The organism is uncultured Romboutsia sp. (assembly GCF_958366745.1).
Lineage (GTDB): Bacteria > Bacillota > Clostridia > Peptostreptococcales > Peptostreptococcaceae > Romboutsia > Romboutsia timonensis.
The window spans coordinates 1-24616 of record NZ_CATXCO010000015.1 but is presented as its reverse complement, the minus strand read 5'-3'; the positions used below and the strand labels follow the sequence as shown (position 1 = coordinate 24616).

General features: G+C 27.5%; 20 protein-coding genes, 1 tRNA gene and 1 pseudogene. 4 read left to right on the top strand and 18 right to left on the bottom strand.

Going from position 1 to position 24616, the window contains the following annotated elements:
- The first annotated feature begins 688 nt into the window (after positions 1 to 688).
- Positions 689 to 1528, top strand: coding sequence for a S1 RNA-binding domain-containing protein (locus Q5F54_RS02530; RefSeq protein ID WP_281538328.1), 840 nt, complete (start codon positions 689 to 691; stop codon positions 1526 to 1528).
- A gap of 41 nt (positions 1529 to 1569) precedes the next feature.
- Here the strand turns inward: Q5F54_RS02530 and aspD are convergent, their stop codons facing one another.
- Together aspD and Q5F54_RS02520 are read right to left on the bottom strand one after the other, a co-directional pair.
- The gene (aspD, locus tag Q5F54_RS02525; RefSeq protein WP_302333941.1) at positions 1570 to 3195 is read right to left on the bottom strand and encodes an aspartate 4-decarboxylase; all 1626 of its coding nucleotides are present in this window, start codon (positions 3193 to 3195) and stop codon (positions 1570 to 1572) included.
- A 346-nt stretch (positions 3196 to 3541) separates the two neighbouring features.
- A complete protein-coding gene (locus Q5F54_RS02520) occupies positions 3542 to 4516 on the bottom strand; it encodes a dipeptidase (protein WP_288525656.1) in 975 nt (324 codons plus the stop codon).
- A 166-nt stretch (positions 4517 to 4682) separates the two neighbouring features.
- Between Q5F54_RS02520 and Q5F54_RS02515 the strand changes: the two genes are divergently transcribed.
- Together Q5F54_RS02515 and Q5F54_RS02510 are read left to right on the top strand one after the other, a co-directional pair.
- Positions 4683 to 5444, top strand: a complete 762-nt coding sequence (locus Q5F54_RS02515; RefSeq protein WP_281538332.1) for a threonine/serine exporter ThrE family protein — start codon at positions 4683 to 4685, stop codon at positions 5442 to 5444.
- 1 nt (position 5445) lies between these two features.
- Positions 5446 to 5895, top strand: a complete 450-nt coding sequence (locus tag Q5F54_RS02510; protein ID WP_071119323.1) for a threonine/serine exporter family protein — start codon at positions 5446 to 5448, stop codon at positions 5893 to 5895.
- 290 nt (positions 5896 to 6185) lie between these two features.
- On the opposite strand, the gene ybaK is transcribed toward Q5F54_RS02510, so the two are convergent.
- The 12 genes from ybaK to Q5F54_RS02450 all read right to left on the bottom strand — a co-directional run bounded on the left by ybaK (position 6186) and on the right by Q5F54_RS02450 (position 19862).
- Positions 6186 to 6665: a Cys-tRNA(Pro) deacylase gene (gene ybaK, locus Q5F54_RS02505; protein WP_288525654.1), complete on the bottom strand. Its 480-nt coding sequence runs from the start codon at positions 6663 to 6665 to the stop codon at positions 6186 to 6188.
- Between the two features lie 160 nt (positions 6666 to 6825).
- The gene (locus Q5F54_RS02500; RefSeq protein WP_330644351.1) at positions 6826 to 8616 is read right to left on the bottom strand and encodes an aminopeptidase P family protein; all 1791 of its coding nucleotides are present in this window, start codon (positions 8614 to 8616) and stop codon (positions 6826 to 6828) included.
- A gap of 561 nt (positions 8617 to 9177) precedes the next feature.
- Complete coding sequence (locus Q5F54_RS02495) at positions 9178 to 10008, bottom strand: energy-coupling factor transporter transmembrane protein EcfT (protein WP_288247934.1); 831 nt, start codon at positions 10006 to 10008, stop codon at positions 9178 to 9180.
- Positions 10009 to 10010: 2 nt separating this feature from the next.
- On the bottom strand, positions 10011 to 11711 hold the full coding sequence (locus Q5F54_RS02490) for an ABC transporter ATP-binding protein (protein WP_281537962.1): 1701 nt from the start codon (positions 11709 to 11711) through the stop codon (positions 10011 to 10013).
- A gap of 16 nt (positions 11712 to 11727) precedes the next feature.
- A complete protein-coding gene (locus Q5F54_RS02485; RefSeq protein ID WP_281537963.1) occupies positions 11728 to 12288 on the bottom strand; it encodes an ECF-type riboflavin transporter substrate-binding protein in 561 nt (186 codons plus the stop codon).
- Positions 12289 to 12438: 150 nt separating this feature from the next.
- Positions 12439 to 14403, bottom strand: a complete 1965-nt coding sequence (locus Q5F54_RS02480; protein WP_288525649.1) for a YgiQ family radical SAM protein — start codon at positions 14401 to 14403, stop codon at positions 12439 to 12441.
- Positions 14404 to 14798: 395 nt separating this feature from the next.
- The gene (locus Q5F54_RS02475; RefSeq protein ID WP_288247930.1) at positions 14799 to 15512 is read right to left on the bottom strand and encodes a phosphatase; all 714 of its coding nucleotides are present in this window, start codon (positions 15510 to 15512) and stop codon (positions 14799 to 14801) included.
- A 65-nt stretch (positions 15513 to 15577) separates the two neighbouring features.
- Positions 15578 to 16843: a 30S ribosomal protein S1 gene (locus Q5F54_RS02470; RefSeq protein ID WP_302333940.1), complete on the bottom strand. Its 1266-nt coding sequence runs from the start codon at positions 16841 to 16843 to the stop codon at positions 15578 to 15580.
- Positions 16844 to 16931: 88 nt separating this feature from the next.
- Complete coding sequence (gene sfsA / locus Q5F54_RS02465; RefSeq protein WP_277230031.1) at positions 16932 to 17627, bottom strand: DNA/RNA nuclease SfsA; 696 nt, start codon at positions 17625 to 17627, stop codon at positions 16932 to 16934.
- A gap of 145 nt (positions 17628 to 17772) precedes the next feature.
- On the bottom strand, positions 17773 to 19173 hold the full coding sequence (locus Q5F54_RS02460; protein WP_302333939.1) for an MATE family efflux transporter: 1401 nt from the start codon (positions 19171 to 19173) through the stop codon (positions 17773 to 17775).
- A 105-nt stretch (positions 19174 to 19278) separates the two neighbouring features.
- Positions 19279 to 19719: a YaiI/YqxD family protein gene (locus tag Q5F54_RS02455; RefSeq protein ID WP_277230026.1), complete on the bottom strand. Its 441-nt coding sequence runs from the start codon at positions 19717 to 19719 to the stop codon at positions 19279 to 19281.
- Between the two features lie 69 nt (positions 19720 to 19788).
- Positions 19789 to 19862: transfer RNA gene (locus tag Q5F54_RS02450), tRNA-Cys, on the bottom strand.
- Positions 19863 to 20062: 200 nt separating this feature from the next.
- Between Q5F54_RS02450 and Q5F54_RS02445 the strand changes: the two genes are divergently transcribed.
- Positions 20063 to 20707 (top strand): Crp/Fnr family transcriptional regulator, encoded by a 645-nt coding sequence (locus Q5F54_RS02445; protein ID WP_302333938.1) that lies wholly within the window; start codon positions 20063 to 20065, stop codon positions 20705 to 20707.
- 19 nt (positions 20708 to 20726) lie between these two features.
- Here Q5F54_RS02445 and dinB read toward each other — a convergent pair whose 3' ends face one another.
- The 4 genes and pseudogenes from dinB to Q5F54_RS02425 form a co-directional block, all read right to left on the bottom strand.
- Entirely contained in the window at positions 20727 to 21833 is a 1107-nt protein-coding gene (gene dinB, locus Q5F54_RS02440; protein ID WP_288525643.1) for a DNA polymerase IV, read from the bottom strand.
- A 213-nt stretch (positions 21834 to 22046) separates the two neighbouring features.
- On the bottom strand, positions 22047 to 23555 hold the full coding sequence (locus tag Q5F54_RS02435) for a DUF1846 domain-containing protein (RefSeq protein ID WP_302333937.1): 1509 nt from the start codon (positions 23553 to 23555) through the stop codon (positions 22047 to 22049).
- 364 nt (positions 23556 to 23919) lie between these two features.
- Positions 23920 to 24108: a hypothetical protein gene (locus tag Q5F54_RS02430; protein WP_071119309.1), complete on the bottom strand. Its 189-nt coding sequence runs from the start codon at positions 24106 to 24108 to the stop codon at positions 23920 to 23922.
- A 193-nt stretch (positions 24109 to 24301) separates the two neighbouring features.
- Positions 24302 to 24616: pseudogene (locus Q5F54_RS02425) on the bottom strand (ribonuclease J); the annotation flags it as partial.

The following is a 24616-nucleotide window of genomic DNA, read 5'->3' as shown; positions in this document are numbered from 1 at the left end:
AGTTAATATACCATGTCCTTTTCTAATTGTCAATATTATTTTTATTTTTTATTTCAGTATAAATAATCCTTAAATTTCAATGTTTTTAATATAAATATCTATATCTGTGTTTATATTAATATTTATAAAGTTTAGTATCGCTAACTTATCTTTTAATTTATAAAATTTAATTATTTGATATTTAGTTTTAAACAAAACCTTAACTTTTAATATTCCTATTTATATAATTTACAATATATCTTAACTTACTCATAAATTAAGGGGAAACTTATATATTTAATATATTTAAATAAAAAATTTCCGATTTACTAGATACAATTTTTTATATGATACCATTTTATAATTTTCTTCTTTTAATTTACTTGCTACTTATTTATCTAATATCAATATACAATCCCCCTATAACTAAAATTTCTCTATTTATGATAACCAATTTTATAAAGTTATCGTAATTTTCTAATTCCATATCTTATTTAATGGCTACTTTATTTCCTAGCACCAGTAGCTGTGATTAACATGTATAAATTTCAGTATAGTTATTGTTTATTTTTATCATTCTAACAAATATTAATAATATTTTTATTTCTTAATATTAAAATTACGTTTTAGCCTATAATATATCTTTTTTTTATGATATTATATATAAATTATAATCACAAAATACTAATGCATAAGGAGATGAACAAATTTGATAAAAATAGGAGATTTTAATAAGCTTGAAGTTAAAAGATCTACTGATTTCGGTTATTTTTTAGATGGAAAAACTAATAACTCAAAAGACGATATACTTCTTCATAAAAGATTAATCGGAAAAAATGAAGTTAATGTTGGAGATACAGTTAATGCATTTATATATATAGACTCTGAAGGCAGAAAAGCTGCAACTTTAATACCTCCAAAAGCTAAAGTAAATGAAGTTGCTTACTTAAAGGTAGTTGCTCATACTAAAATAGGAAGCTTTATAGATATTGGATTACAAAAAGATATCCTAGTTCCTTTTAAAGCTAAGACTTACGATTTAGAAAAAGGACATAGATATTTATTCTATATATACTTAGACAAAACAGGAAGACTTGCAGCTACCACTGATATAGATCAATATCTAACTACAGATCATAACTATAATATTGGTGATAGTGTAGAAGGTATAGTATATGGATTCCAAACTAATAACTCAGCTATGGTATGTGTTGATAATAAATATGCTGGTGTTATACTTCATAATGAATATTTCACTGAATTAAATATAGGAGATAAATTAACTTTAAACGTTATAAATATTTATGAAGATGATAAGCTTGGATTATCACCTAGACAAAGCAGAAAAGAAGAATTAGATATATTAGAGAAATCTATAATGAACTATTTAGAAGGTGCTGATGGACATATGAGATTTAATGATAAATCTACTCCTGAAGAGTTAGTTACTGTATTTAATACTAGTAAGAAAAATTTCAAAAGAGCTTTAGGAGTTCTTATGAAAAAAGATTTAATATATCAAAATGAAAATGGAACATATTTAAAATAAATAAAAATAAGGATTTCATTATTTGAAATCCTTATTTTTATTTATTTCTTAGAATTCTTCCAATCTTTTGCATACTCATCAAATAATTCATTTATTCCTTTACCAATTTCAACATATTGCTCATCATATAAATTTGCAAGAGATACGCGTATAGACCAAGATGGCCCTTCAAACCCACTACCATTTAATAGTACTATTCTATGTTTTTCTGCTAACTCGAATAGAAATTCTATAGAATCTCTTTTTGTTTTTAAATATTGTGCAAACTCTTCGCCATATTTCATTCTAGCCCATACTAATAAGTCATATTCATCATAGTAATTAGTGCTATATGAATCATTTTTAAGAGGTAATCCTATTAAGTTTTCATATAGTAATTCTTTACGTTGCTTACATATTTTTTTAGTTTGCTCTTTATATTTTAAGCCTTGATTTAACATACCAAATATAGAGAATATAGCCATTTGAACTTGTTGCGGTGTTGATAATCCTGCTGTATGATTTAACGCAACTTGCCTACTATCTGCGACTATTCTATCTATAAATGAAAGTTTTTCTACTTCATTAGTTAATGAAGCATATCTTATTCTTATTCTTTCTTTTTCTTGAGAAGAGTGATTTGCTATACGTTTATTATATACATTATCTTTAGCTAAAGCTATTACACCAAGTCTCCATCCTGTAGCTCCAAAATATTTAGAATATGAGTATACGCCTAATGTATTGTATGGCATTGTAACCATTAAAGATTTAAACTTATCGCAAAAAGTCCCATAAACATCATCAGTTACTATCATTAAATCAGGATTATGCCCTTTAACTATTTGTTTTAAATAATACATTCCTTCTTCATTTATAGCTACTGATGGTGGGTTACTTGGATTAACTACACAAAGACATTTTATACTTTGATCCTTTAATTTATCAAGTTCTTCTTTAGGATATTGCCATGTATGACGTCCTTTATCATTCATCTCTGATGCATATATATATGTTACATCAAAGTTGTATCTAGGAAGCTTTGGTATATCTAAGTACGGTGTAAATATAGGTACCATAAGTGCTATCTTATCACCTTCATTCATTAAACCATTAGCTTTCATAGAATCAAATATATAACACATAGCTGCAGTGCCACCTTCTACTGCAAATATATCATGAGTGTCTGTTTCAGGGTCTCCACCCATTTCTTTTATTAAATATTCTCTTACTATTTTCTCTATATGGACTAGCATTCTATCTGGTACTGGGTAGTTATCTCCTATTATTGCATCAACTAATTCAAATACCCAGGCATCTGGCTCAAATCCATGTTCTCTTATGCCGTATTCTATTACTTCTTCTAGTAGATCAATACCACCAGCATCTTTATTATTTTTACAGTATTCTTTAAATCTATTATATATACCTTTTTTAAATGGCATTCCTGCTAAATCCCCATCACACCAGACTCTTTGTGTTTCATCTACAGCAAATTGACCTAATGTAAAAAATGCTCTTCTTGGAGTTGCCGCTGTCCAGTTAGGATTTCCTCTACCTGCATTAAGCATCTGATCTGTACTTTTCTCTTGTGATTTTTTTGCTATATGTATTAATTCTTCTTTTATTTCAAATGGACTTAATAGCTTTACTTTTTCAATCATTTCTTTTCTATTTTTATTATCCATGACAAACTCCTTTCATATAATAGTCTAATTTTTGCATTTAGGTAAAATAATATGACTCATTAGATGTTGTACAATCCATCTCACATTTTATTCTTGCTTAATTTTTACATCTTTCAAGTCTATTATTCACTTATTAGTTTCAATTCATTTTGTATTAAATTTCCTATTTACATAAAATAAAAACCACTCTTCATAATATATTCTAATAATATATCCCTCGACATTTTACATTTTCATTTCCCAAGAAATAACTATATTTCTTATAATCCTCTTTTTCTTAACAATATAAATAAATTAAATGAAAAAATCACCTAATAATGTATATTAAGTGATTTTTTCATTTAATTTATTTTATTATTTCTTTTATAACTCTGTAGAAATTTTTATAACATATTTTCTCTATGTCTTCTTTAGAATAACCTCTCTTTTCCAATACGCTTATTATATTTTTAGCTTTTGTAGTATCTTCAAGGCCTCTAACTCCATACGTATAGGTATTTGCATAATGCTTTAATGTATCTGCATTTAAATATTCAGCAAAGTCAAATCCTAAACCTATATGATCAATTCCCATTACCTCTACCATATGATCTATATGATCTACTAAATGTTCTACTGTTCGTTTTTCTAAATCTGAGCTTACAAACTCTTCATATGAATTTACTCCTACTACACCATTTCGTATAGCAATTTCCCTTAACTGATCATCTGTAAGATTTCTAGGAACATCACAAAGACTTCTACAATTTGAGTGTGATGCTATAAATGGTTTTGTTGCTACTTTACATATATCCCAAAAAGTTTTTTCATTGGTATGAGATACGTCCAATATCATACCTAGTTCTTCCATTTTTTTTATAAGCTTAGCTCCATCTTCAGTTAAACCTCTATCAATATTTCCCTTTGCTCCTGTTGCTAATTTATTTTCCTCATTCCAAGTAAGACTTGCATGTCTAACACCAAACGAATATAGTTTTTCTACATCATCTATATTATCATCTATCGCCTGTAAACCTTCCATACCTATTAATATAGCTATTTTATTACTTTTCTTAGCTATATCAAAATCTTCACTTTTCTTAACTATATGCACTATATCATCGCAATCCTTTATTTCTTCTTTTATTTTACTTAATATTTGTGTAGTTCTATATTTAGGATTTTTATCATAAGGTGGATCTACCCAAACAACAAATATACCTCCATTTATATCTGACTCTTTAAATTTATTTAAGTGATAATTCCTCATAATATCTCGTTCTCCCTCTAGCCTTTTTCTAGCTACATGAGTCCATATATCACAATGAGCATCAAATATCATATAATCTCTCCTTTTTTTGCATTGTTGATTTAAATTATATACCATTAATATTATTTTAGCTATTATACATTTAAATAAATTAATTTTTTAATCTTCTAGAAACTAGTATATTAAAGTTACATATAATGTTATAATACCATTGCTATCATTTAAATGGAGGTTTTTTATGAATATTAATAAATTACTTAAGTTTTCTTCAGATGCCGGAAAGTTAATGTTACAAAGCGGTGGAGAAACTTATCGAGTTGAAGAAACTGTATCTAGAATATGCCAATCTTTTGATGTTGATGAAGTTGAGGTATTTGCTTCCCCAACTGCGGTTATGATTTCTATATCATTTAATGGAGAAATTCATTCTATCGTAAAAAGAATAAATTCTAGGGGAATAGACTTAAATATGGTACATAATATAAATTCTTTATCTAGAGAAATATATCAACATAGACCTAGTATTGATGTTTGCGAAGAGAAATTAAAAGATATTTGCAGATCTAATTCTTACTCTTTAATCAAAAATTTATTTTTCGCTGGAGTTTCTACTTCCACATTTACAATACTATTTAATGGTGGGATTAGAGAGTTTTTATGCGCATTTTTCATAGGAGTTTTCACTAAGTTAGTATCTACAAACCTAGAAAAATCTAACTTAAATGATTTTTTTATAAACATAATTTGTGGTGGCCTTGTAGCTATTTCTTCCATAGTATGTCTGCATTTTGGGATAATCAAAGATTTAGATAAGTTAATAGCTGGAAGTATAATGCTATTAGTTCCAGGCCTTGCACTTACAAATTCTATTAGAGATTTATTAGAGGGTCAACTAGTGTCTGGTCTCACTAGAGCTGCTGAAGCATTTTTTGTAGGTCTATCCGCAGCTATTGGAACTGGTTCTATCCTCCATATTTATTTAAGATTAGGAGGTTTTTAATATGATAATTGAAGTAATTGCAGCATTTTTTGTTGCATATTCTTTTGGAATATTATTTAACATAAAAGGAAAATACTTAATAATTGCTGGTGGCGGTGGAGCTATTGGATGGTTTTTATATAAATTCTGTATGCAAATTGGTATTGCAGAAACTTCATCTCTTTTTATAGCATCTATCGGCTTTAGTATATATTGTGAGACTTGTGCTCGTTTATATAAAACACCTTCTACAATATTAAGTGTTTGCTGTTTAATACCTTTAGTTCCTGGTTATGGAGTTTATAATACTTTATATTCTTTCTTAAAAAAAGATTATATACAGGCTTTAGCTTATGGTTTTACTACTATATCTAATGCTTGCGCGCTAGCCTTAGGTGTAATATTTATATCTACACTTTATAGAAATCATACTTTAAATAAAATAAAAAAATTAAAAAGCATAAAAAGTTAAATAAAATATAAAAAACTCTAGCAATCACTAGAGTTTTTTATATTTTAAAACACGTACTTATTTAGTATGTATTTTAAGTTGATAAGAAATATATAATGTTTGTGGGAGTAAAACATTTCTAATGTTATTATTTAACTTTATCAGAAATATTATACACATTTTTATAAAATTCTTAATTATATGATTTTATTACAGAATTTATTTCTATAAATCTATATGCTTCTAAAATAAACTTCTTTTTTATTTTAAATAATGTGCATTTATTTTTAGCTAAACAACTCTTTTAACTTTTATTTAACTATATCTTTAAATTCACAATTTATTAGCTCCTGTAAATCAGTAGGTGCTAACTCAACTTGATATCCAATCTTCCCCGCACTAACTATAAGAGTACTAAGATCTATCGCACTTTCATTTACAAAAGTCTTATATATCTTTTTCATGCCTATAGGGGAACATCCACCTCTTATGTATCCAGTAAATTTATTTATATCATTCACATTAATCATTGCTACATTTTTCTCATTAGCTACTTTAGCAGCTTTTTTTAAATCTAGATTTTCATTTACAGGTATAACATAAACATAAATATTTTTACTAGAACCTTGAGCTACTAAAGTTTTATATACTTCACTCACATCTCTTCCTATTTGATGTGCAACTTCTACACCATCAATATGTTCACCTTTTTTTGTTTCATAAGATAATATCTTATAATCTATTTTATTAGAATCTAATATTCTCATTGCATTAGTCTTTACTTTTGACATACTCTAACCCTCTTACTATCATCTTAATTATTAATCTTATTTATAATCCGTTCTATTTTAAATATAAAAAGTCCTCTATTTAAATTTTTAAATAAGGACTTTTTATAAATAGCTATAATTTAAATCATTATAAAATACTTAGTTTCATATAAAGTATTTTTTATATCTCTCTTGTATAAGTCTTTAACCACTGCTTCTCTTCTTCATTTAGGTATGGTGAAATCTTATCATATACTTGTTTATGGTAATTATTTAAATAAACTTTTTCATCTTTTAATATAAGACTTTCATCTATAGCATCTAAATCAATTGGTGCAAATGTAATTACTTCAAAGTCCATAAATTGACCATATTCATTTTTCTCAGCTTTTCTAACTACTATTTCATTTTCTATCCTAATTCCATGAGAATTTTCTACATATACGCCTGGTTCATTAGTTGTAACCATACCTTCCTCTAATATACAACTATCATCTATATCTTCTCTTACCTTCCATCTAAATCCATTAGGACCTTCATGTACATTTAACACAAATCCGATTCCGTGACCTGTACCACATTTATAATCTACTCCTTCTTCCCATAATGGCCCTCTAGCAAGAATATCTAAATTATAACCTCTACATCCATATAAGAATTTAGCTTTTGAAAGTCTAATCATACCTCTCACAACATTTGTAAAGTCTTTTCTAACATTTTCAGGTATAGGTCCTAATGCTATAGTCCTTGTTATATCAGTTGTTCCATCAAAATATTGCCCGCCTGAATCTACTAAGAATAAATCTCTTGGCTCTAATTTATAATTACTTTCTTCTGTAGCACTATAATGCATCATAGCTGCATGATCTTTATACGCTGCTATAGTTGAAAAACTTGGCTCTATAAATTTATCTTGTTCTCTTCTAAACTCTTCTAATTTTTGTGTTGCACTAATTTCTGTTATTTCTATTTTTCCTATATTATTTTTTAACCAGTACATAAACTTAGTAAATGCTACTCCATCTTTTATATGACTATTTCTTATATTTTTTAATTCTATTTCATTTTTTATTGATTTAAATAATATAGATGGATTTCTTTCTTCTATTTTTTGAACATTAGATGGTATATTATTGTATATTGCATAATTTACTTTTGATGTATCTATTAAAACAACTTCATTCTCATCTATATTCTTTATAAACTCATATACTTCTTCATATCCTTTTATCTGAACATTTTCTTTACTTAATTCTGCTCTAATATCTTCACCTATCTTATTTTTATCAATAAATAAATAAACACTATCAATACTTATAACTGCATATGATAATACTACAGGATTTGATTTTACATCTCTACCTCTTATATTAAATAGCCATGCTATATCATCTAAAGATGCTAAAATATGAGTAGTAGCTTTTTTCTCTTTCATTACCGCTCTTATTCTAGATAACTTATCACTAAAACTTTCACCGCTATACTCAGTACCTAATAAAAATGCTTTTTCTGTAGGTAGTGAGCATCTATCTTCCCATATATCATTAACTAGGTCATATTTATATTCTATATTTATACCTTTGAAAGCTAATTTATTTGCAAGGCTTTGTCCTTCTTTTACAGACATTACTCTTCCATCAAATCCAAGAGTAGAGTTTTTAGGTAATTTTTCTAATAAATATTCTTCTATAGTAGGTACGCCCTCTTCTCCCATTTTAAATAGCTTTATACCACTATCTTTTAACTCCTGTTCTGCTTGTATAAAATATCTTCCATCAGTCCAAAGCCCAGCTTCGTCCATAGATATTATTAAAGTCCCTGCTGACCCTGTAAAACCTGACATAAATTCTCTAGACTTAAAATAATCACCTACATATTCACTTTGATGATAATCTGATGATGGAACTATATATGCATATATATTTTTTTCTTTCATTAAATCTCTTATATTCTCTATTCTTTGTTTTATCATAATATATGTACTCCTTTTCATAGTATTTTTATTTTATCTATGTCTATCTATATAGAAAATTAAAAATCTAAATTTATATATTTTATACCTATATAAATTTCTTTTTTCTCTTAAATTGTACTTCATTTACTTATTTTCACAGTATTAGAGTTAAATCATTTTTCTATTATTATATTTTAAATCTATCTCCTTATAATTATATTAACACTTTGTCTTATTCCTTTCCTTAAAATCCGAAAATATATTTTTTATATTCATCATAAAATTTTATTAATTCATAATATTTATATTCAAGTGATACTACTATATTATTTTCTATAATTGCATAATCTATTAATATATCTCCTTAAAATATATAAATAAAAAATTCGCTTCACTCATTTCGCCAACGATATATCCTTGCTACCGCTACGGATACATCCGTTGCTCAAAAATGTCATTTTTTACGTTTATAAAGTTATTGATATTACTTATATTCATAGGTTATCCTCAAATATACTTATGATATCATTTCCTTATACGTAAAAAAGAATGAGGCATTAAACCTCATTCTTTTATTATCTATATAAATGGATTATAAAATCTTGATCCATTTACTTTAACCATTGCTATAGATATAGCTACTATTATTAGCAGTATAACTATAAATATATAATCTATTTTCCCAAATTTTCTACTATTATACCAAGTACGCTTTTTATTGTTTCCAAAAGCTCTAAGCTCCATTGCTAAACTAATTTTATCTATTCTTTCTAAACTAGAAAATATTAGCGGCATAAGTATTGCAGCAGAATTTTTTATTCTCTTTGATAATTTTTCTTTACTTGATAAATCTATACCTCTTGCTTGTTGAGCAAATGATATATCTTTATAATCTCTTTGAACATCTGGTATATATCTAAGTGCAATTGATACTGTATATGCTACTTTATAACTTACACCTATCTTATTTAAAGATGCTGCAAACTCACTAGGGTCTGTTGTAAGTATAAATAAAAGCGCCATCGGTATTGTTGCAAAGTATTTTAATATTACATTTAGCTCATAAAATAATTGCTCTTTTGTAACTGTATAAGGACCTATCAAATGAAATAAGTCTGTTCTACTTCCATATATCTCTACTCCTTGATATGGCGAGAACACAAATATCAATAATGCATTTAATAATAAGAAAAATAATATAAAATAAAGTATAAAAGATACATCTTCAAACTTTATTTTAGATATTTTAAAGACTATTATTCCTGCTATAAATAGTCCTATTAAAACTCTTGTATCATATGTTATCATAGCTGCTATTGTCCAAAGTAAAAAACATATTAACTTTGTAGCACCTGTTAACTTATGAATAGGCGAGTCTTTCTTTATATATGACAACATTTCTGTATTCATATTTATCTCACTCTCCTATCATAATCTATAAATTTATTTACAAACTTAGTTGTATCTTCTATATCACATTTTAAAGCTAATTGATGAAGTGAAGTTTCTTTTAAATTAGCTTTTTCTATAATCTCTTTATTCGTTAGTATATACGCTGGAATATTATCTGCTATTTTTTCTCCTTCAGATAAAACTATCACCTTATTTGTGTATTCTAGCATCAAATGCATATCATGAGTAACCATTAATATAGTCACACCTTTTTTGTTTAAATCTACTAAAAACTCCATTATTTCAGTATAGTGCTTAAAATCTTGTCCGGCTGTAGGCTCATCAAGTATTATCATATCTGGATTTAAAACTAATATAGAAGCTATTGTTACTCTTTTCTTTTGACCAAAACTAAGTGCTGATATCGGCCAATTTCTATATCCGTATAAACCACATATTCTTAATGTTTCTTCTACTCTTTCCTTTATTTCAGAATCAGATAAACCTCTTATCTTAAGACCAAATGCAACTTCATCATATACCATAGTTTTAGATATCATTTGGTTAGGATTTTGCATAACAAATCCAATTTTTTCTGAACGCTCTTTTATAGTATAATCTACCATATCTTTTCCATCAAACAATATTCTCCCACTAGTAGGTTTATAAAATCCACAAACTAACTTAGATATAGTAGATTTTCCCGCACCATTTCTTCCTACTATAGCTGCCATATCCCCTTTATTTATTTTGAAGGATACATTTTTTAATATTTGCTTTTCGTTATTATATGAAAAGCAAATATTATCTAATTCTAATATTGGATTTTGATTTTCATCACTTTCATAGACTTCTATATTTTCATACCAGTCTTTTAATTTTTCTTTATACTCCCCAAGTTCTAGAGTTTCTATATTCTTTAATTTTAATGTATCATTTATTTCACAATCAGCATATCTTAAAGCTGTTAAATATAAAGGCTCTCTAATACCCACTTTTCTTAAAATGTCCTTACGTATTATTTCATCTATAGTTGTATCAGCTATTATTTCTCCTTTATCCATTACTATTACTCTATCTACATCACAATGTAGTACATCTTCTAATCTATGTTCTATAATGATTGCCGTTTTGTTATTTTGCTTTTGCATCTTGTCTATTAACTCTATAGCACTTTCACCTGTAGCTGGATCTAAACTAGCTAAAGGTTCATCAAATAAAAGTATCTTTACGTCATCTACAGTAACCCCTGCTAAAGTTACTCTTTGTTTCTGACCTCCAGATAATTTATATGGTGATGAATATAGTTCCTTCTTTATATCTACCAATTCTGCTGACTTATCTACTCTATCTATCATTTCATCCTGACTTATACAGTAGTTTTCTAATTTAAATGCTATATCTTCTCCAACTGTAAGACCTATAAATTGACTATCTGGATCTTGAAGAACTGTTCCCACTATCTTAGATAATTCAAATATGTTCATTTTTGTAGCATCATTACCATTTATATTTAACTGCCCCGTTACAATTCCATCATAGAAAAATGGTACAAGTCCATTTATACAATGAGCTAAAGTACTTTTTCCTGATCCAGACGGACCTACTATAAGCACTTTTTCACCTTCATATATACTTAAGTTTATATTCTTTACTGTAGGCTCAGCTTGTACTCTATATTGAAAGCTAAAATCTTTAAATTCTATAATCTTTTTTTTCATGATTTCTCCTTTCTTCCTATTCTTCTACTCTTAAGCTACCAGTTTTTATCTTAGTTTTAGAGTAAGTTGATAATAATAAAGTACCTAATATTCCTATTGTAATCATATTAGAAATACCGCCTATAGCACCTTGAAGATAAACCTTTTTAGCAGGATCCATATATATTACTATATCTAAAGTAGGTGCTACAATAAACCAAGCAACTACATTTGCTATAATTTGAGTGATATTAAATAAAATTGCCTGTTTAATTCCGAAGTCTCCATCATTTACTCTTACTTTTTTCCATACTAATCCGATAATAAGACCTACTATTGCTGATGATATTACCCAACTGAACCATGGCATTCCATAAAATACTAAATCCTTAAGTCCATGTCCTATAAGTCCTATCAAAAATCCTGCTGCAGGACCATATAATATTGCCATTAATGCTAAATATGCATACGCTGTTTCTATATTAGTATTAGGTATCCCACTCGGTATAGATCCAAATCTTCCTAGTATCATGAATACAGCTGCTCCAATTCCGATTGCAACTATAGTTCTTATTGAAAATTTGTTTTTATTTTTCATTCTTATACCTCTCTATTTTAGATGTATATTTCTACATTTTTTTAAATTTAACACAAATTTTAGTATACTGTGAAACGCGAAAATTGTCAATAAAAGCAAGCTATACAATAAAAGGATATGAGGTTTTCTCATATCCTTTTATTCTTTATATTATCTTCTTTTTCTTTTCGGTTTACTCGTATTTTTAGAGTTTCTTTCATTAGTATTTTTACCTTTTGAAGAACCACCTTTTGAGTTGTTTCTTTGTTTATGGTTTTTATTATCAGTCTTTTTGTTTCCTTTTTTATTCGAATTAGCTCTGTTTAAATAACCTCTTGCTTCTCTTGGCTTTATTAAACATCTTGGAGCCATACCTATTAAATCTTCTCTACCTGCTTCAACTAATGCTTGATGAACTAATTCATAGTTTCTCGGAGCACTATATTGTAATAATGCTCTTTGCATTGCCTTTTCATGCTTTGATTTTGGCACGTATACAGGCTTCATAGTTAATGGATCAAGCCCTGTATAGAACATTGTAGTAGATAATGTACCTGGTGTTGGGTAAAAATCTTGAACTTGTTCTGGTTGATATTTTATGTCTCTTAAATATTCAGCAAGTTCTATTGCACTGTTAAGTGTAGAACCTGGATGAGAAGACATTAAGTAAGGTATAATATATTGCTTTTTACCGACTTTTTCAGTAATATCAAAGAACTTTTGTCTGAATCTATCATATGTGTTTCCTGCTGGTTTTTGCATATATTGTAAAACTTCTTCTGCAATATGTTCTGGTGCAACTTTTAGCTGACCACTAACATGGTGTTCAATTAATTCTCTCATGAACTTATTGTCTTTATCTGCCATAACATAGTCATATCTTATTCCTGAACGCACGAATACCTTTTTAACTTTAGGTAAACTTCTTACTTTCCTAAGAAGTTCTACGAAGTCAGTATGGTCAACTTTTAAGTTTTTACATGGTTCTGGATGAAGACATTGTCTGTGCTTACAAGCTCCCTTTGTTATTTGCTTTTTACAAGCCTCATGTCTAAAGTTTGCAGTAGGACCACCAACATCATGTATATATCCTTTAAAGTCTGGAAGTTCTGTTATATATTTAGCTTCTTCTAGTATAGATTCATGACTTCTACTTTGTACAGCTCTACCTTGATGGAATGTTATTGCACAGAATGAGCAACTACCAAAGCATCCTCTAGAACTTACTATACCAAATTTAACTTCTTCTATAGCAGGTATTCCTCCCATAGCTTTATATATAGGATGATAATCCTTAGCATATGGTAATGCATAAACAGCATCTAACTCTTCTCTATTTAATGGTACCTCTGGTTTATTTTGAACTAAATACTTATCACCATGTTTTTGTATTATAGCTTTTCCTCTATATGGATCTTGTTCATCATATTGAATTTTAAAAGCTTTTGCATAAGCTTCTTTGCTTTCACATATTTCTTTATATGATGGTATTTCTACATAATCATCATATATTTCTTCTTTAGTATCTGCAACATAGCAAGTTCCATTTATATGTCTTATATATTTAGGTTCAAATCCATCATTTAGTGCATTTGCAACTTCTACTATTTGTTTTTCACTCATTCCGTAAACTAGTAAGTCTGCTCCACTATCTATTAATATAGATTTTCTAACTCTATCACTCCAATAATCATAATGAGCAAATCTTCTTAAACTTGCTTCAATACCACCTATTACTATATTTGCATCTTTATATGCTTCTCTTATTTTATTACAGTAAACTATAACAGCTCTATCCGGTCTACATCCCATTTTTCCGCCTGGCGAATACATATCTTTATCTCTATGTTTTTTACTTACTGAGTAATGATTTACCATAGAGTCCATATTTCCTGAGTTAACTAAGAATCCAAGTCTTGGTCTTCCTAACTTCATAAAATCGTCTGTAGTTTTCCAATCAGGTTGCGCTATTATACCTACTTTATATCCAGCATTTTCTAATACTCTAGATATTATTGCAGTTCCAAAACTGTGATGGTCAACATATGCATCTCCTGTAACTAGTACAAAATCAAGTTGCTCCCATCCTCTATCTATCATATCTTGCTTGCATATTGGTAAAAATTTATTTTCCATTATATCACCTGCTTATTTTATACTTTTATTGTATATATCCATTATTTTGTCTTATAAACTATAATTATATCATTAAAAGTCAATTCTTTTAATGGTAATTTAATAAATATTATAGCAATAATTAGAAAATTTCACTTCACATAAACTAATAGAATTTTTATATAAACCTATATCTAAATTTTAAACCTCTTGCTTCTCCTACATTATTAACAGAAATAAATCTCTCTATATCAATCATTTTGGTTAAATACTTTAATATAACAAAATTTACTTATCTTAAAATACATTATATTATTTTGTTAATATAATTATAAAAAAATCTCCATCATTACATTTGATTATCTTTTAATCACTGTAATAATGGAGATTTTTTATCATCATATATAAATTATTTTTTATTTTATATTTAAAAATTCTAATATTTTATTTTCATCATAATTTATAACTAATTCCTTAGGAAAATCATTATCTTCTATTATTTTTTCTGCATATTCAAAGTTACCTACATCATAACATATATGAGCGTCACTACCCATTATTATATTAACCCCATACTCTTTACAATATTTAAGTAGTACTTTAACATTATCCCAAGCACCTTCTCTAAAAGTATTTGGCTTTAAAGATGAATTATTAACTTCAAAAGCAATATTTTTTTCTTTAGCTGCTTTTACTACCTTTTCATAGTCCACTGGGTATCTACTATCATCTAAATGAGCTACTATTTTAACTTTTTCATGGTCCATAGCCTTGATTACAGCATTTGTATTTTCTTCTTTAGTTCCTGCTGTAATACAAGGTGGATGTAAACTAACTAACATATAATTCATATGAACTACCATATCAGGCGTTACATCTATATTGCCATCATAATCTAATATATTTGCTTCAATTCCTTGAATAACTCTTACTCCGTCAATTTCCTTAGGTATAACATGAACATTTTGAAAATAATAAGCATGAGGAGATGCTGGCATATTAGGAGCATGTTCAGATAAACCAATATATTTAAGACCCGCTAACTTTGCAGCTTTTACATTCTCTTTAATAGTACTATATGCATGCCCACTAACAAGTGTATGCGTGTGTAAATCAATTAAAGCTTTCATATAACTGTCCTTTCTCTATAAATTAAGTACAAGATATATATTAAATATACCTTGTACTTATTATATTATTTTTGTAAATTTTTAAACTTGTCTTTAAATAATTCTCCTAAACTACCTAAAGAATCTTCTGTTTCTAAGTATTCAGAATAATCTTCTTCTGGTTCTCTATTAGCTTCTTTTATAGATAAAACCATTCTTCTATTCTTAGGCTTAAACTCTATTACCATAGCATTAACTGTATCACCTATATTAACTACACTGCTAACTTTTATAACTCTTTCTTCCCTTAATTCAGATATAGGTAAGAATGCATCTACACCTTCTCTTATTTTAACTATTGCACCTTTTTCTATTATTCTAACAACTTCTCCACTTACTATATCGTCTAACTGAACATCTTGCTTTATTAGTTCCCAAGGATCATTGTTTATATCTTTTAAAGCCAATGCAAACTTTTTATTTTCTTTATCTATATCAAGTACATAAACTTGAACTTCTTGTCCTTCTGATAACATATCTTCTACAGATTCTACTTTTTCCCAAGATAAGTTATTTAAGTGAAGTAATCCTTCTATACCTCCGATATCAACAAAAGCTCCATAAGGCATTAATTTTGTAACCTTACCTTCTCTTTTTTGACCAACTTCTAAAGAATTAAATAATTCTTCTTTTTCTGCCTTTACCTTTGCTATATGAGCTTCCTTTTCAGCTTTTATTCTAGCTCTTTCAGCCTCTTTTTCAGCTTTTATTCTAGCTCTTCTTTCTTCTCTTTCTTTATCTAAACGTTCTTGTAATACTTCTCTATGTGTTGCAACTATTCTATTTTTCTTTGCATCTAATTCTTTTATGTATACTTCTAAATTTTTACCTACGTAATCATCTGTCTTCTCAACAAATTTAGTATCTAATTGAGATATAGGTATGAATAAAGTTTGTGTGTTGTGCTTAGCAAAAACTCCTCTTTCTATAGCTTTTTCTACTTGAACAGTTAATATTCTATGCTCATTAAAAGCTTTTTCTAAATCTGAGTAATCAGCTTTTTCATCTAATTGTAATTTTGATAAGTTTATTATTCCATCTTTTTGGTAAACTCTAGTTATAACAGCAGTTAGTTCATCCCCTACTTTATATACATCACTAGCATATTTTCCTTTAGGTAAGTTTAATTCTTCATTTTTTATTACTCCATCAAATCCGTAGTTTAATTCTACAACTACTTCATCGTTAGTTATTTTAGATATTTTACCTGTTATAGTTTGACCAGCTTTAACTTGATTAAATTCTTGTTCTTGCTGTTCTAATAATTCTTGCATAGTTAAATTATTCGTCATAATTTATTAGTCCTTTCTTATTAATTCTTTTATGAATATTATACCATTATTATTTTATATTTTTTAACCTTTATCAAAATATTTTCAATTATAATATCACTTTAACTTCATCTTTAATTTCTATAGTATCACTAGTTACATTACAATCATATGCTAATATGTTAACACCATTACTTTTAGCATTTCTAAGTGCATCCCCTAACTCTTTGTGCATTTTATCATTAGGTGTAAAATATTTAACATCACTCATTTGCACTACAAAAATTATATATGATAAATATCCATCTTTTGAAGCTTTAATTAACTCATTAATATGTTTTACGCCTCTTTCAGTTTTTGCATCAGGAAACATAACTATATCATTTTCTTCTAGAGTAACACCCTTTACTTCTATAAAAACTTTCTTATTCTCCGTTTCTAGGTATATATCAAATCTAGAATTTTCATATGTTTTTTCTGGTTTTATATGTATAATTTCCTCATCAAGTCCTGGCAATACTATCTTATTATTTATTAACCCTTCATATACAACTTTATTTGGTACTTGCGAATCCATATTAATCAATCTGTCATTCTTTTGAACAGATATTAAAGAGTACTTTGTCTTTCTATTTGGATTATCACTTTCTTCTAGATACACTACGCAATTAGGTATTAATAACTCTTTACATTTTCCAGTGTTTTTAACATGTACTTTTTCTATATTATTATCTATTTCGCAATAAGATATAAATCTATTTGGTCTTTCTAAAAATTTTCCTTTAACAATATTTTTATATTTCATTTCCTTCTCCTTATAAAAATTCACTGATATTCCGCTATGCGTTATAAAAACACTCATATCTCCAACAAAAATTTCACATCATAATTTTCCTATACGTAAAAAACTCTTATGTATATTATATATCCATAAGAGTTTTTTCATTAACCTAATTTATACTTGGTTTTTCATTTTCAACAAATTTATTTTCATTTTTATCCATTACATTTAGTGTTTTCTTATAAAATACTGTAAAGCATATAGACGTAATTAATACTGCTGTAACATCTGCAACTGGTTCAGCTAAAAGTACTGCAAATAATTTCTCTTCCATTATAATAGGTAATATAAATATTAGTGGTACTAATAATATTATTTTTCTAAGTAATGCTAAAAATAAAGATATTTTTGCTTGACCTAGTGCCAAGAAGGTACTTTGACATGCCGCTTGTATTCCAAAAATAAAAATTCCTGCAAAATAAATTTTTATTGACCATGACGTTATTTCTAGTAATGATGGATCATTATTAAATATCTTTACTACCATTTCAGGTGCTATCATCAATATTAAACACATAAAAAATGTATATGATAAAGTTGCAAGTACTGTATATTTAAATGTCTTTTTTACTCTATCTATATTTTTTGCCCCATAATTATAACTAATTATTGGCTGTGCACCTTGAGTTAATCCATTAGCTGGAAGTAATATTATTTGCATTATACTACTCATTATAGTCATAGCTCCTATAGCTAAATCTCCACCATATTTTTGTAGTTGACTATTTAAGGAAACTAAAACTAAACTTTCAGTACTTTGCATTATAAAAGGAGCTATTCCTAATGCAAAAACTGGTTTCATAGTTTTTATATCTATTTTCAAATATTTTTTTCTTAGCTTAAGTATTGTTTTTTTACCTGTTAAAAATCTTAATACCCATATGGCTGATACAGCTTGAGCTACTATAGTTGCAACAGCAGCACCTTTAACTCCCATATTAAGTCCAAATATAAGTATAGGATCAAGAATTATATTTATTATTGCTCCTATAGTAACAGTCATCATTCCTATTTTTGCAAATCCTTGTGTATTTACAAATGGGTTCATTCCTAGTGCTATTTGCACAAATACAGTTCCTATAAGATATATACCTAAATAATCCGTAGCATATTTTATAGTACTTTCACTAGCTCCAAACTTCCATAATATAGGTTCCTTAAAAATCATAAATATAACAGTTAATATACCTGCTATAATCAATAATACAGAGAAACTATTAGTCATTATTTTTTCTGCTTCATTATTATCTTTTTCTCCCATCTTTATTGCTGCAAGTGGAGCTCCCCCCATTCCAACAAATGCAGCAAATGCAGACACTAGTAGTACTATTGGAAATGCTACTCCAATCCCTGCCATTGCAACATCACCATTTTGCATTCGCCCTATAAATATTCTATCAACTATATTATATAAAACATTTACTAATTGAGCTATTATTGACGGTGTTGCTAACTTTAGTAGAAGCCTTCCTATACTTTCTTTCCCTAAGTCTGTAGTCGAATTTGACATAATCTCACTTCCTCTTTTCTATCTATTATGTTTTATACCTTCAATATAATCTATATTAAATATTAAATTTTAAATTATACAATACTTTAATTTAGTCTATCTGTTTTAATATATTAGCTTCTCAATTAGAGATATAAGATTTTTTTCAAATTTAATATCATCATCTTTAGTTCTTTTTTTCGGACCTTTTGTTCTTTGCCCTGAATTTCTTATTTTTTTAGACAAGTGTCTTGTAAATAATAATTGGTCTATATTTTCATTAGAATATATCATGCCATTTTGATTTATTGGATAGCCACCTTTAGATAAAACCATCGCTGCAAGTCCATAGTCCTGAGTTACAACGATATCACCTTTACTAACTTTATTAACTAATGCAAAATCAACCGAATCAGAGCCTTTTGATAATACTACTGTATCTACACCTACTTTATTAATTATATGAGATGTATCACACATTATTATAGTATTAATATTATATTTACGACCTAAATTAACTGTTATATCTACTACTGGGCAACCATCTGCATCTATTAAGATTTTCATATAATCTCCTTTTATATAATTTTATTACAATATAAAAAAGCTTTAATCATAAGATTAAAGCTACTTTACTGGAGGCGACATCCAGATTCGAACTGGAGATCAAGGAGTTGCAGTCCACTGCCTTACCACTTGGCTATGTCGCCATATCATTTATACTATTATTGTATATTTAGTACCCTATTTTTGCAATAACTTTTTTACTAAAGTTTATCTATCTAATCTTTATATTGTCCAATATTACTCTTATTTATAATATATTTCTAAATTTTATGATATAATATTTTAATAATTTTTAATCTATAATATAAAAAATAGATTTTTAAATAGAAAGTTGGGTGTATATATGTTTAAAGATAAAGATAGAAAAGAAATACTCGAATTATTTAAAGGATATAATTATCAATTAATTAACTTTAATAAAAATGATATCATAGCATTAGAATATGAACCTTGCAATAAAATTGGTTTAATTATTTCTGGAACTATTGATATCAAACGAATGTTAGCTAGTAATAATGCACTACACTTATCTTCTCTTACCTCTGGAAATTTATTTGGGGAAGTAATAGCTTTTTCTGATATAAATGTATATCCAGCAACAGTCATATCAACTACATCAAGTGAAATTTTATTTATAAATAAAGCCGATTTTATAAAATTTTGTACTGATAATACTAACTTTCTTAATTCCTTTTTAAATGACTTAACTAATAAAATAATTACTCTTAATAAGTCTATAACAACATTATCATTAACTAGTATACGTCAAAAAATCAGTAATTTTTTACTAAATGAGTATAAATCACAAGGAAGCGTATTTATAAAACTCGATATGACCAAACAAAAACTCTCTGAAATCTTAGGTATTCCTAGGCCATCACTATCTAGAGAGCTTATAAATATGAAGGATTTAGGTATAATTGACTACTCTAGAGATTTTATAAAAATATTAAATAAAGAAGAGTTAGAAAACTTACTAACTCAATAAAACCACAAAGTAATAGTTATTACTTTGTGGTTTCTTTTATATTATCAAGATATTCAGATATAGTTATGTTTTTAAACTCTTCTTCGGTTTCAGATAAATTTGATACTGTAACTCCTAAAAGCCTTATTTTACCTTTGTTCTTTTCAAGATTCTTAACCAAGTTATACACACTAGTTCTAATATCTGCTGCTTTATAAATAGGATGTTCTAAGCTAATACTTCTAGTTATCTTCGTAAAATCATCATATTTTACTTTTAAAGTTATTGTTTTTCCAACTTTATTTGAATATTGCAATCTATTAGATACATCTTCACAAATTTCACTAAGTATATCTAAAACTTCTTCATCATCTATATCCAAATTATTATTTAATGTAGTTTCAGCTCCTACCGATTTTCGTTCTCTATAAGGTTCAACTTCCCTATCATCAATACCTCTAGCTAACTGATAAAACATATATCCTCTATTTTTAAATATACTTTCTAACTTGTCGATACTTAACTGCCTTAAATCATATCCATTATTTACTCCTAAGTTACGAAGCTTTCGTTCTGTAACCTTACCTATTCCATGAAATTTATTTATAGGCAACATATCTAAAAATTGTTGCTTCTCTTCAGGAGTTATTACCTTCAATCCATTTGGTTTATTATAGTCTGATGCTATTTTAGCTAAAAATTTATTATATGAAACTCCTGCTGATGATGTTAATCCCGTTTCTCTTAATATATCATTCTTTATCATTTTAGCAACTTGAGTTGCATATTTTATTCCTTTTTTATTGTTAGTAACATCTAGGTATGCTTCATCTAAAGATAATGGTTCAACTAAATCTGTATATCTATAAAAAATATCTCTTATTTGTTTTGATACTTTATGATATACGTCAAATCTTGGCCATATAAAATGTGCATAAGGGCATCTCTTATATGCAACATTAGAGGGCATAGCAGAATGAATTCCATACTTTCTAGCTTCATATGAACATGTTGCTACCACTCCTCTACTATGAGGATCGCCTCCAACTATTACAGGTTTACCCTTAAGTTTTTTATTGTCTCTTTGTTCTATAGATGCATAAAAAGCATCCATATCTATATGAATTATCTTTCGGATTTCTTCCATATGCATCATCCCTTCATAAAATAAATAAGCTTATTTTTAACATTTTTTAATTTTCTCTTGCAAAATATAGTAAAAACATTTAAAATAGATATTCCAAGGAACTAAGTTAATTAATTTCTTGATAACCGTATATTTATATTTATTTTTGATTATTATTTAATAAGAAAGACCATAATACCCCGTAGGTAATATGGTCTTATATTTTCTATTTTATTAATTAGCGTAATAAAGATTTTGTGATGGATATTCAGGATCACTTGTAACATCTATTCCAAGTTCTCTAAATGTTTGCTCATCATTCTTACTTAATATAGTAGTTGAGTGTGCTTGAGATCCTTTTAATAAAGGTAATTTGTCAAGTACAACTTGAGCTGTTGGATTTGTAACAGCACATATACTAAGCGCAGTCAATATTTCTTCACAACTTAACTCTGGATTTCTACTTCCTAATGTTTTAGTTTTTAAATTTACAATTGGTTCTAATATAGCTGGAGATATTAAGTGTAATTCATCATCTATATTAGCTAAAGTTTTTATAGCATTTAAAGTTGCTGCTGCAGTCGAGTTCATTAAATCAGACCCTTTACCTGTGATTATTCTTCCATCAGTTAATTCTATAGCTACTACTGGACATGCATCATTTTTGTCAGCAGTTTCTTTTAACTTATTGCTGTAATCTCTAGCTGGAATAACTACAGTTCTATCTTCAGGCTTTAAGTTAAGCTCTTCCATTATCATTTTTATTCTTTCATAAGCACCTTTATCAACTTGTCCTTTTTTATATTCACAAGCTGTTTTAAAGTATCTTCTTATTATTTCTTGTCTTGATGCTTCAGCTACAACTTCATCATCTATAATACCATATCCTACTCTATTAACACCCATATCAGTTGGTGATTGGTATATAGACTCTTTTCCAGTTATCTTTTCTATTATCTTTTTAAGAACTGGGAATAATTCTAAATCTCTATTGTAGTTAACTGCCATCTCTCCATATTTTTCAAGATGGAATGAATCTATCATATTTAAGTCTTTTAAATCTACAGTTGCAGCTTCATAAGCTATATTTAAAGGATGCTTTAAAGGTACGTTCCACACTGGGAATGTTTCAAATTTTGAATATCCAACAGCGTTACCTCTTTTATTCTCATGGTATAACTGGCTTAAACAAGTTCCTAATTTTCCACTATTTGGCCCTGGAGCCGTTACAACAACTATAGGCTTAGTAGTTTCTATATATGGATTTGCTCCATATCCTTCATCACTTACTATAGTATCAACATCTGTTGGGTAACCTTTAGTTGGAGCATGTTTGTATACCTTTATACCTCTACGTTCTAATTTATTTATAAAAACTGTTGTAGCAGGTTGTCCTTCGTATCTTGTTATTACAACGCTGTTTACATCTAATTCATAACTTCTTAAATCATCTATTAGCCTTAAAACTTCCATGTCATAAGTAATACCAAAATCGCCTCTTATCTTATTTCTTTCGATATCACCTGCATAAACACATATTACAACTTCTACCTTTTCTTTTATGTGTTGTAGAACTTTTATTTTTGCATTTTCATCGAATCCTGGTAAAACTCTCTTTGCATGTAAATCTCCAATTAGTTTACCACCAAACTCTAAGTAAAGCTTATCAAAGTTATTAACTCTTTCTAATATATACTTTGATTGCTCTTCTAGATATTTTTTATGATCGAATCCTATTTTCATACCTACACCTCACTAAATTATTTAATTTTGATAACCGTATATTTATATTTATTTAGTGTAGTAATTTTATATCTTAGCTACACTTTAAGACTATATTATACATTTAAGTTGCTATTTTTTCAATATTAAATTATATTTATTTAAATACTTATTTAGTTTGTTAATTATGTATTTTTTTATAAAAATTTTATATTATATAAATATATTTTTTTAAGAATTCTATATAAAATAAGAATATATAATAAATATTATCATTCTCAAATTATTTCAAAGTATATTTTCAATAAATTTAAAATAGAGGTAATATAGTAACTAATGATACTATATTACCTCTATTGTATTATTTCATTAAAAAATTAAGGTGTTAGCATCCATATCCATCAAATAAATCTCCAGATGCACAAACTATTAATAATAATATTAAAAATGGTATCCAAGCACATATATCTATATCTGCCCAAACATCTTGAAATGCTAAGAATAAGAAGAATAATACTATTATCCACCAAGCTCCACCAAAGAATCCACATTCACCAAAAAATCTGTCTAACATCTTGCTTCCCCCTGTTGTAATTAGTTTATAGAGTTTTTTTACTCTTAATCTATACTATGAGGGCTTATTCAATTTTGCCATTATTTTATTTAGGTTTATTTCGATACTAATCTACAGATTTAAATAAAGTTATCATTTAAGCTTTCTTTAATTATTTAACCTTTTTCTACCTTACCCTTACTAATATCTTTTCTTAAACCTCCATGATTATAGGAAATACACTTGGTCTTCTTTTTGTTTTATGATAAAGTAGTTGCTCTACAGACTTTCTCACACCACTTTTTAATACTTGCCATTCTATTATATTGTTCTCTAAGCAAATTTCTATTTCTTCTTTTGCTACGTCTTTTATCTTCTTTATAAGACCTTCAGATTCTCTTGCATATATAAAACCTCTTGTTATAATATCTGGTCCTGATACTATACTGTATGTTTCCTTATTTATAGCAACAACTATTGTAACCATACCATCTCTAGCTAAGTCTCTTCTATCTCTTAAAACTATATT

Coding starts and splice junctions, on each gene's coding strand:
- aspD (WP_302333941.1), bottom strand. CDS start 3,195: ATGGATAATAAAAATAGAAAAGAAATGATTGAAAAAGTAAAGCTATTA.
- Q5F54_RS02520 (WP_288525656.1), bottom strand. CDS start 4,516: ATGATATTTGATGCTCATTGTGATATATGGACTCATGTAGCTAGAAAA.
- Q5F54_RS02515 (WP_281538332.1), top strand. CDS start 4,683: ATGAATATTAATAAATTACTTAAGTTTTCTTCAGATGCCGGAAAGTTA.
- Q5F54_RS02510 (WP_071119323.1), top strand. CDS start 5,446: ATGATAATTGAAGTAATTGCAGCATTTTTTGTTGCATATTCTTTTGGA.
- ybaK (WP_288525654.1), bottom strand. CDS start 6,665: ATGTCAAAAGTAAAGACTAATGCAATGAGAATATTAGATTCTAATAAA.
- Q5F54_RS02500 (WP_330644351.1), bottom strand. CDS start 8,616: ATGATAAAACAAAGAATAGAGAATATAAGAGATTTAATGAAAGAAAAA.
- Q5F54_RS02495 (WP_288247934.1), bottom strand. CDS start 10,008: ATGAATACAGAAATGTTGTCATATATAAAGAAAGACTCGCCTATTCAT.
- Q5F54_RS02490 (WP_281537962.1), bottom strand. CDS start 11,711: ATGAAAAAAAAGATTATAGAATTTAAAGATTTTAGCTTTCAATATAGA.
- Q5F54_RS02485 (WP_281537963.1), bottom strand. CDS start 12,288: ATGAAAAATAAAAACAAATTTTCAATAAGAACTATAGTTGCAATCGGA.
- Q5F54_RS02480 (WP_288525649.1), bottom strand. CDS start 14,403: ATGGAAAATAAATTTTTACCAATATGCAAGCAAGATATGATAGATAGA.
- Q5F54_RS02475 (WP_288247930.1), bottom strand. CDS start 15,512: ATGAAAGCTTTAATTGATTTACACACGCATACACTTGTTAGTGGGCAT.
- Q5F54_RS02470 (WP_302333940.1), bottom strand. CDS start 16,843: ATGACGAATAATTTAACTATGCAAGAATTATTAGAACAGCAAGAACAA.
- sfsA (WP_277230031.1), bottom strand. CDS start 17,627: ATGAAATATAAAAATATTGTTAAAGGAAAATTTTTAGAAAGACCAAAT.
- Q5F54_RS02460 (WP_302333939.1), bottom strand. CDS start 19,173: ATGTCAAATTCGACTACAGACTTAGGGAAAGAAAGTATAGGAAGGCTT.
- Q5F54_RS02455 (WP_277230026.1), bottom strand. CDS start 19,719: ATGAAAATCTTAATAGATGCAGATGGTTGCCCAGTAGTAGATATAACA.
- Q5F54_RS02445 (WP_302333938.1), top strand. CDS start 20,063: ATGTTTAAAGATAAAGATAGAAAAGAAATACTCGAATTATTTAAAGGA.
- dinB (WP_288525643.1), bottom strand. CDS start 21,833: ATGGAAGAAATCCGAAAGATAATTCATATAGATATGGATGCTTTTTAT.
- Q5F54_RS02435 (WP_302333937.1), bottom strand. CDS start 23,555: ATGAAAATAGGATTCGATCATAAAAAATATCTAGAAGAGCAATCAAAG.
- Q5F54_RS02430 (WP_071119309.1), bottom strand. CDS start 24,108: ATGTTAGACAGATTTTTTGGTGAATGTGGATTCTTTGGTGGAGCTTGG.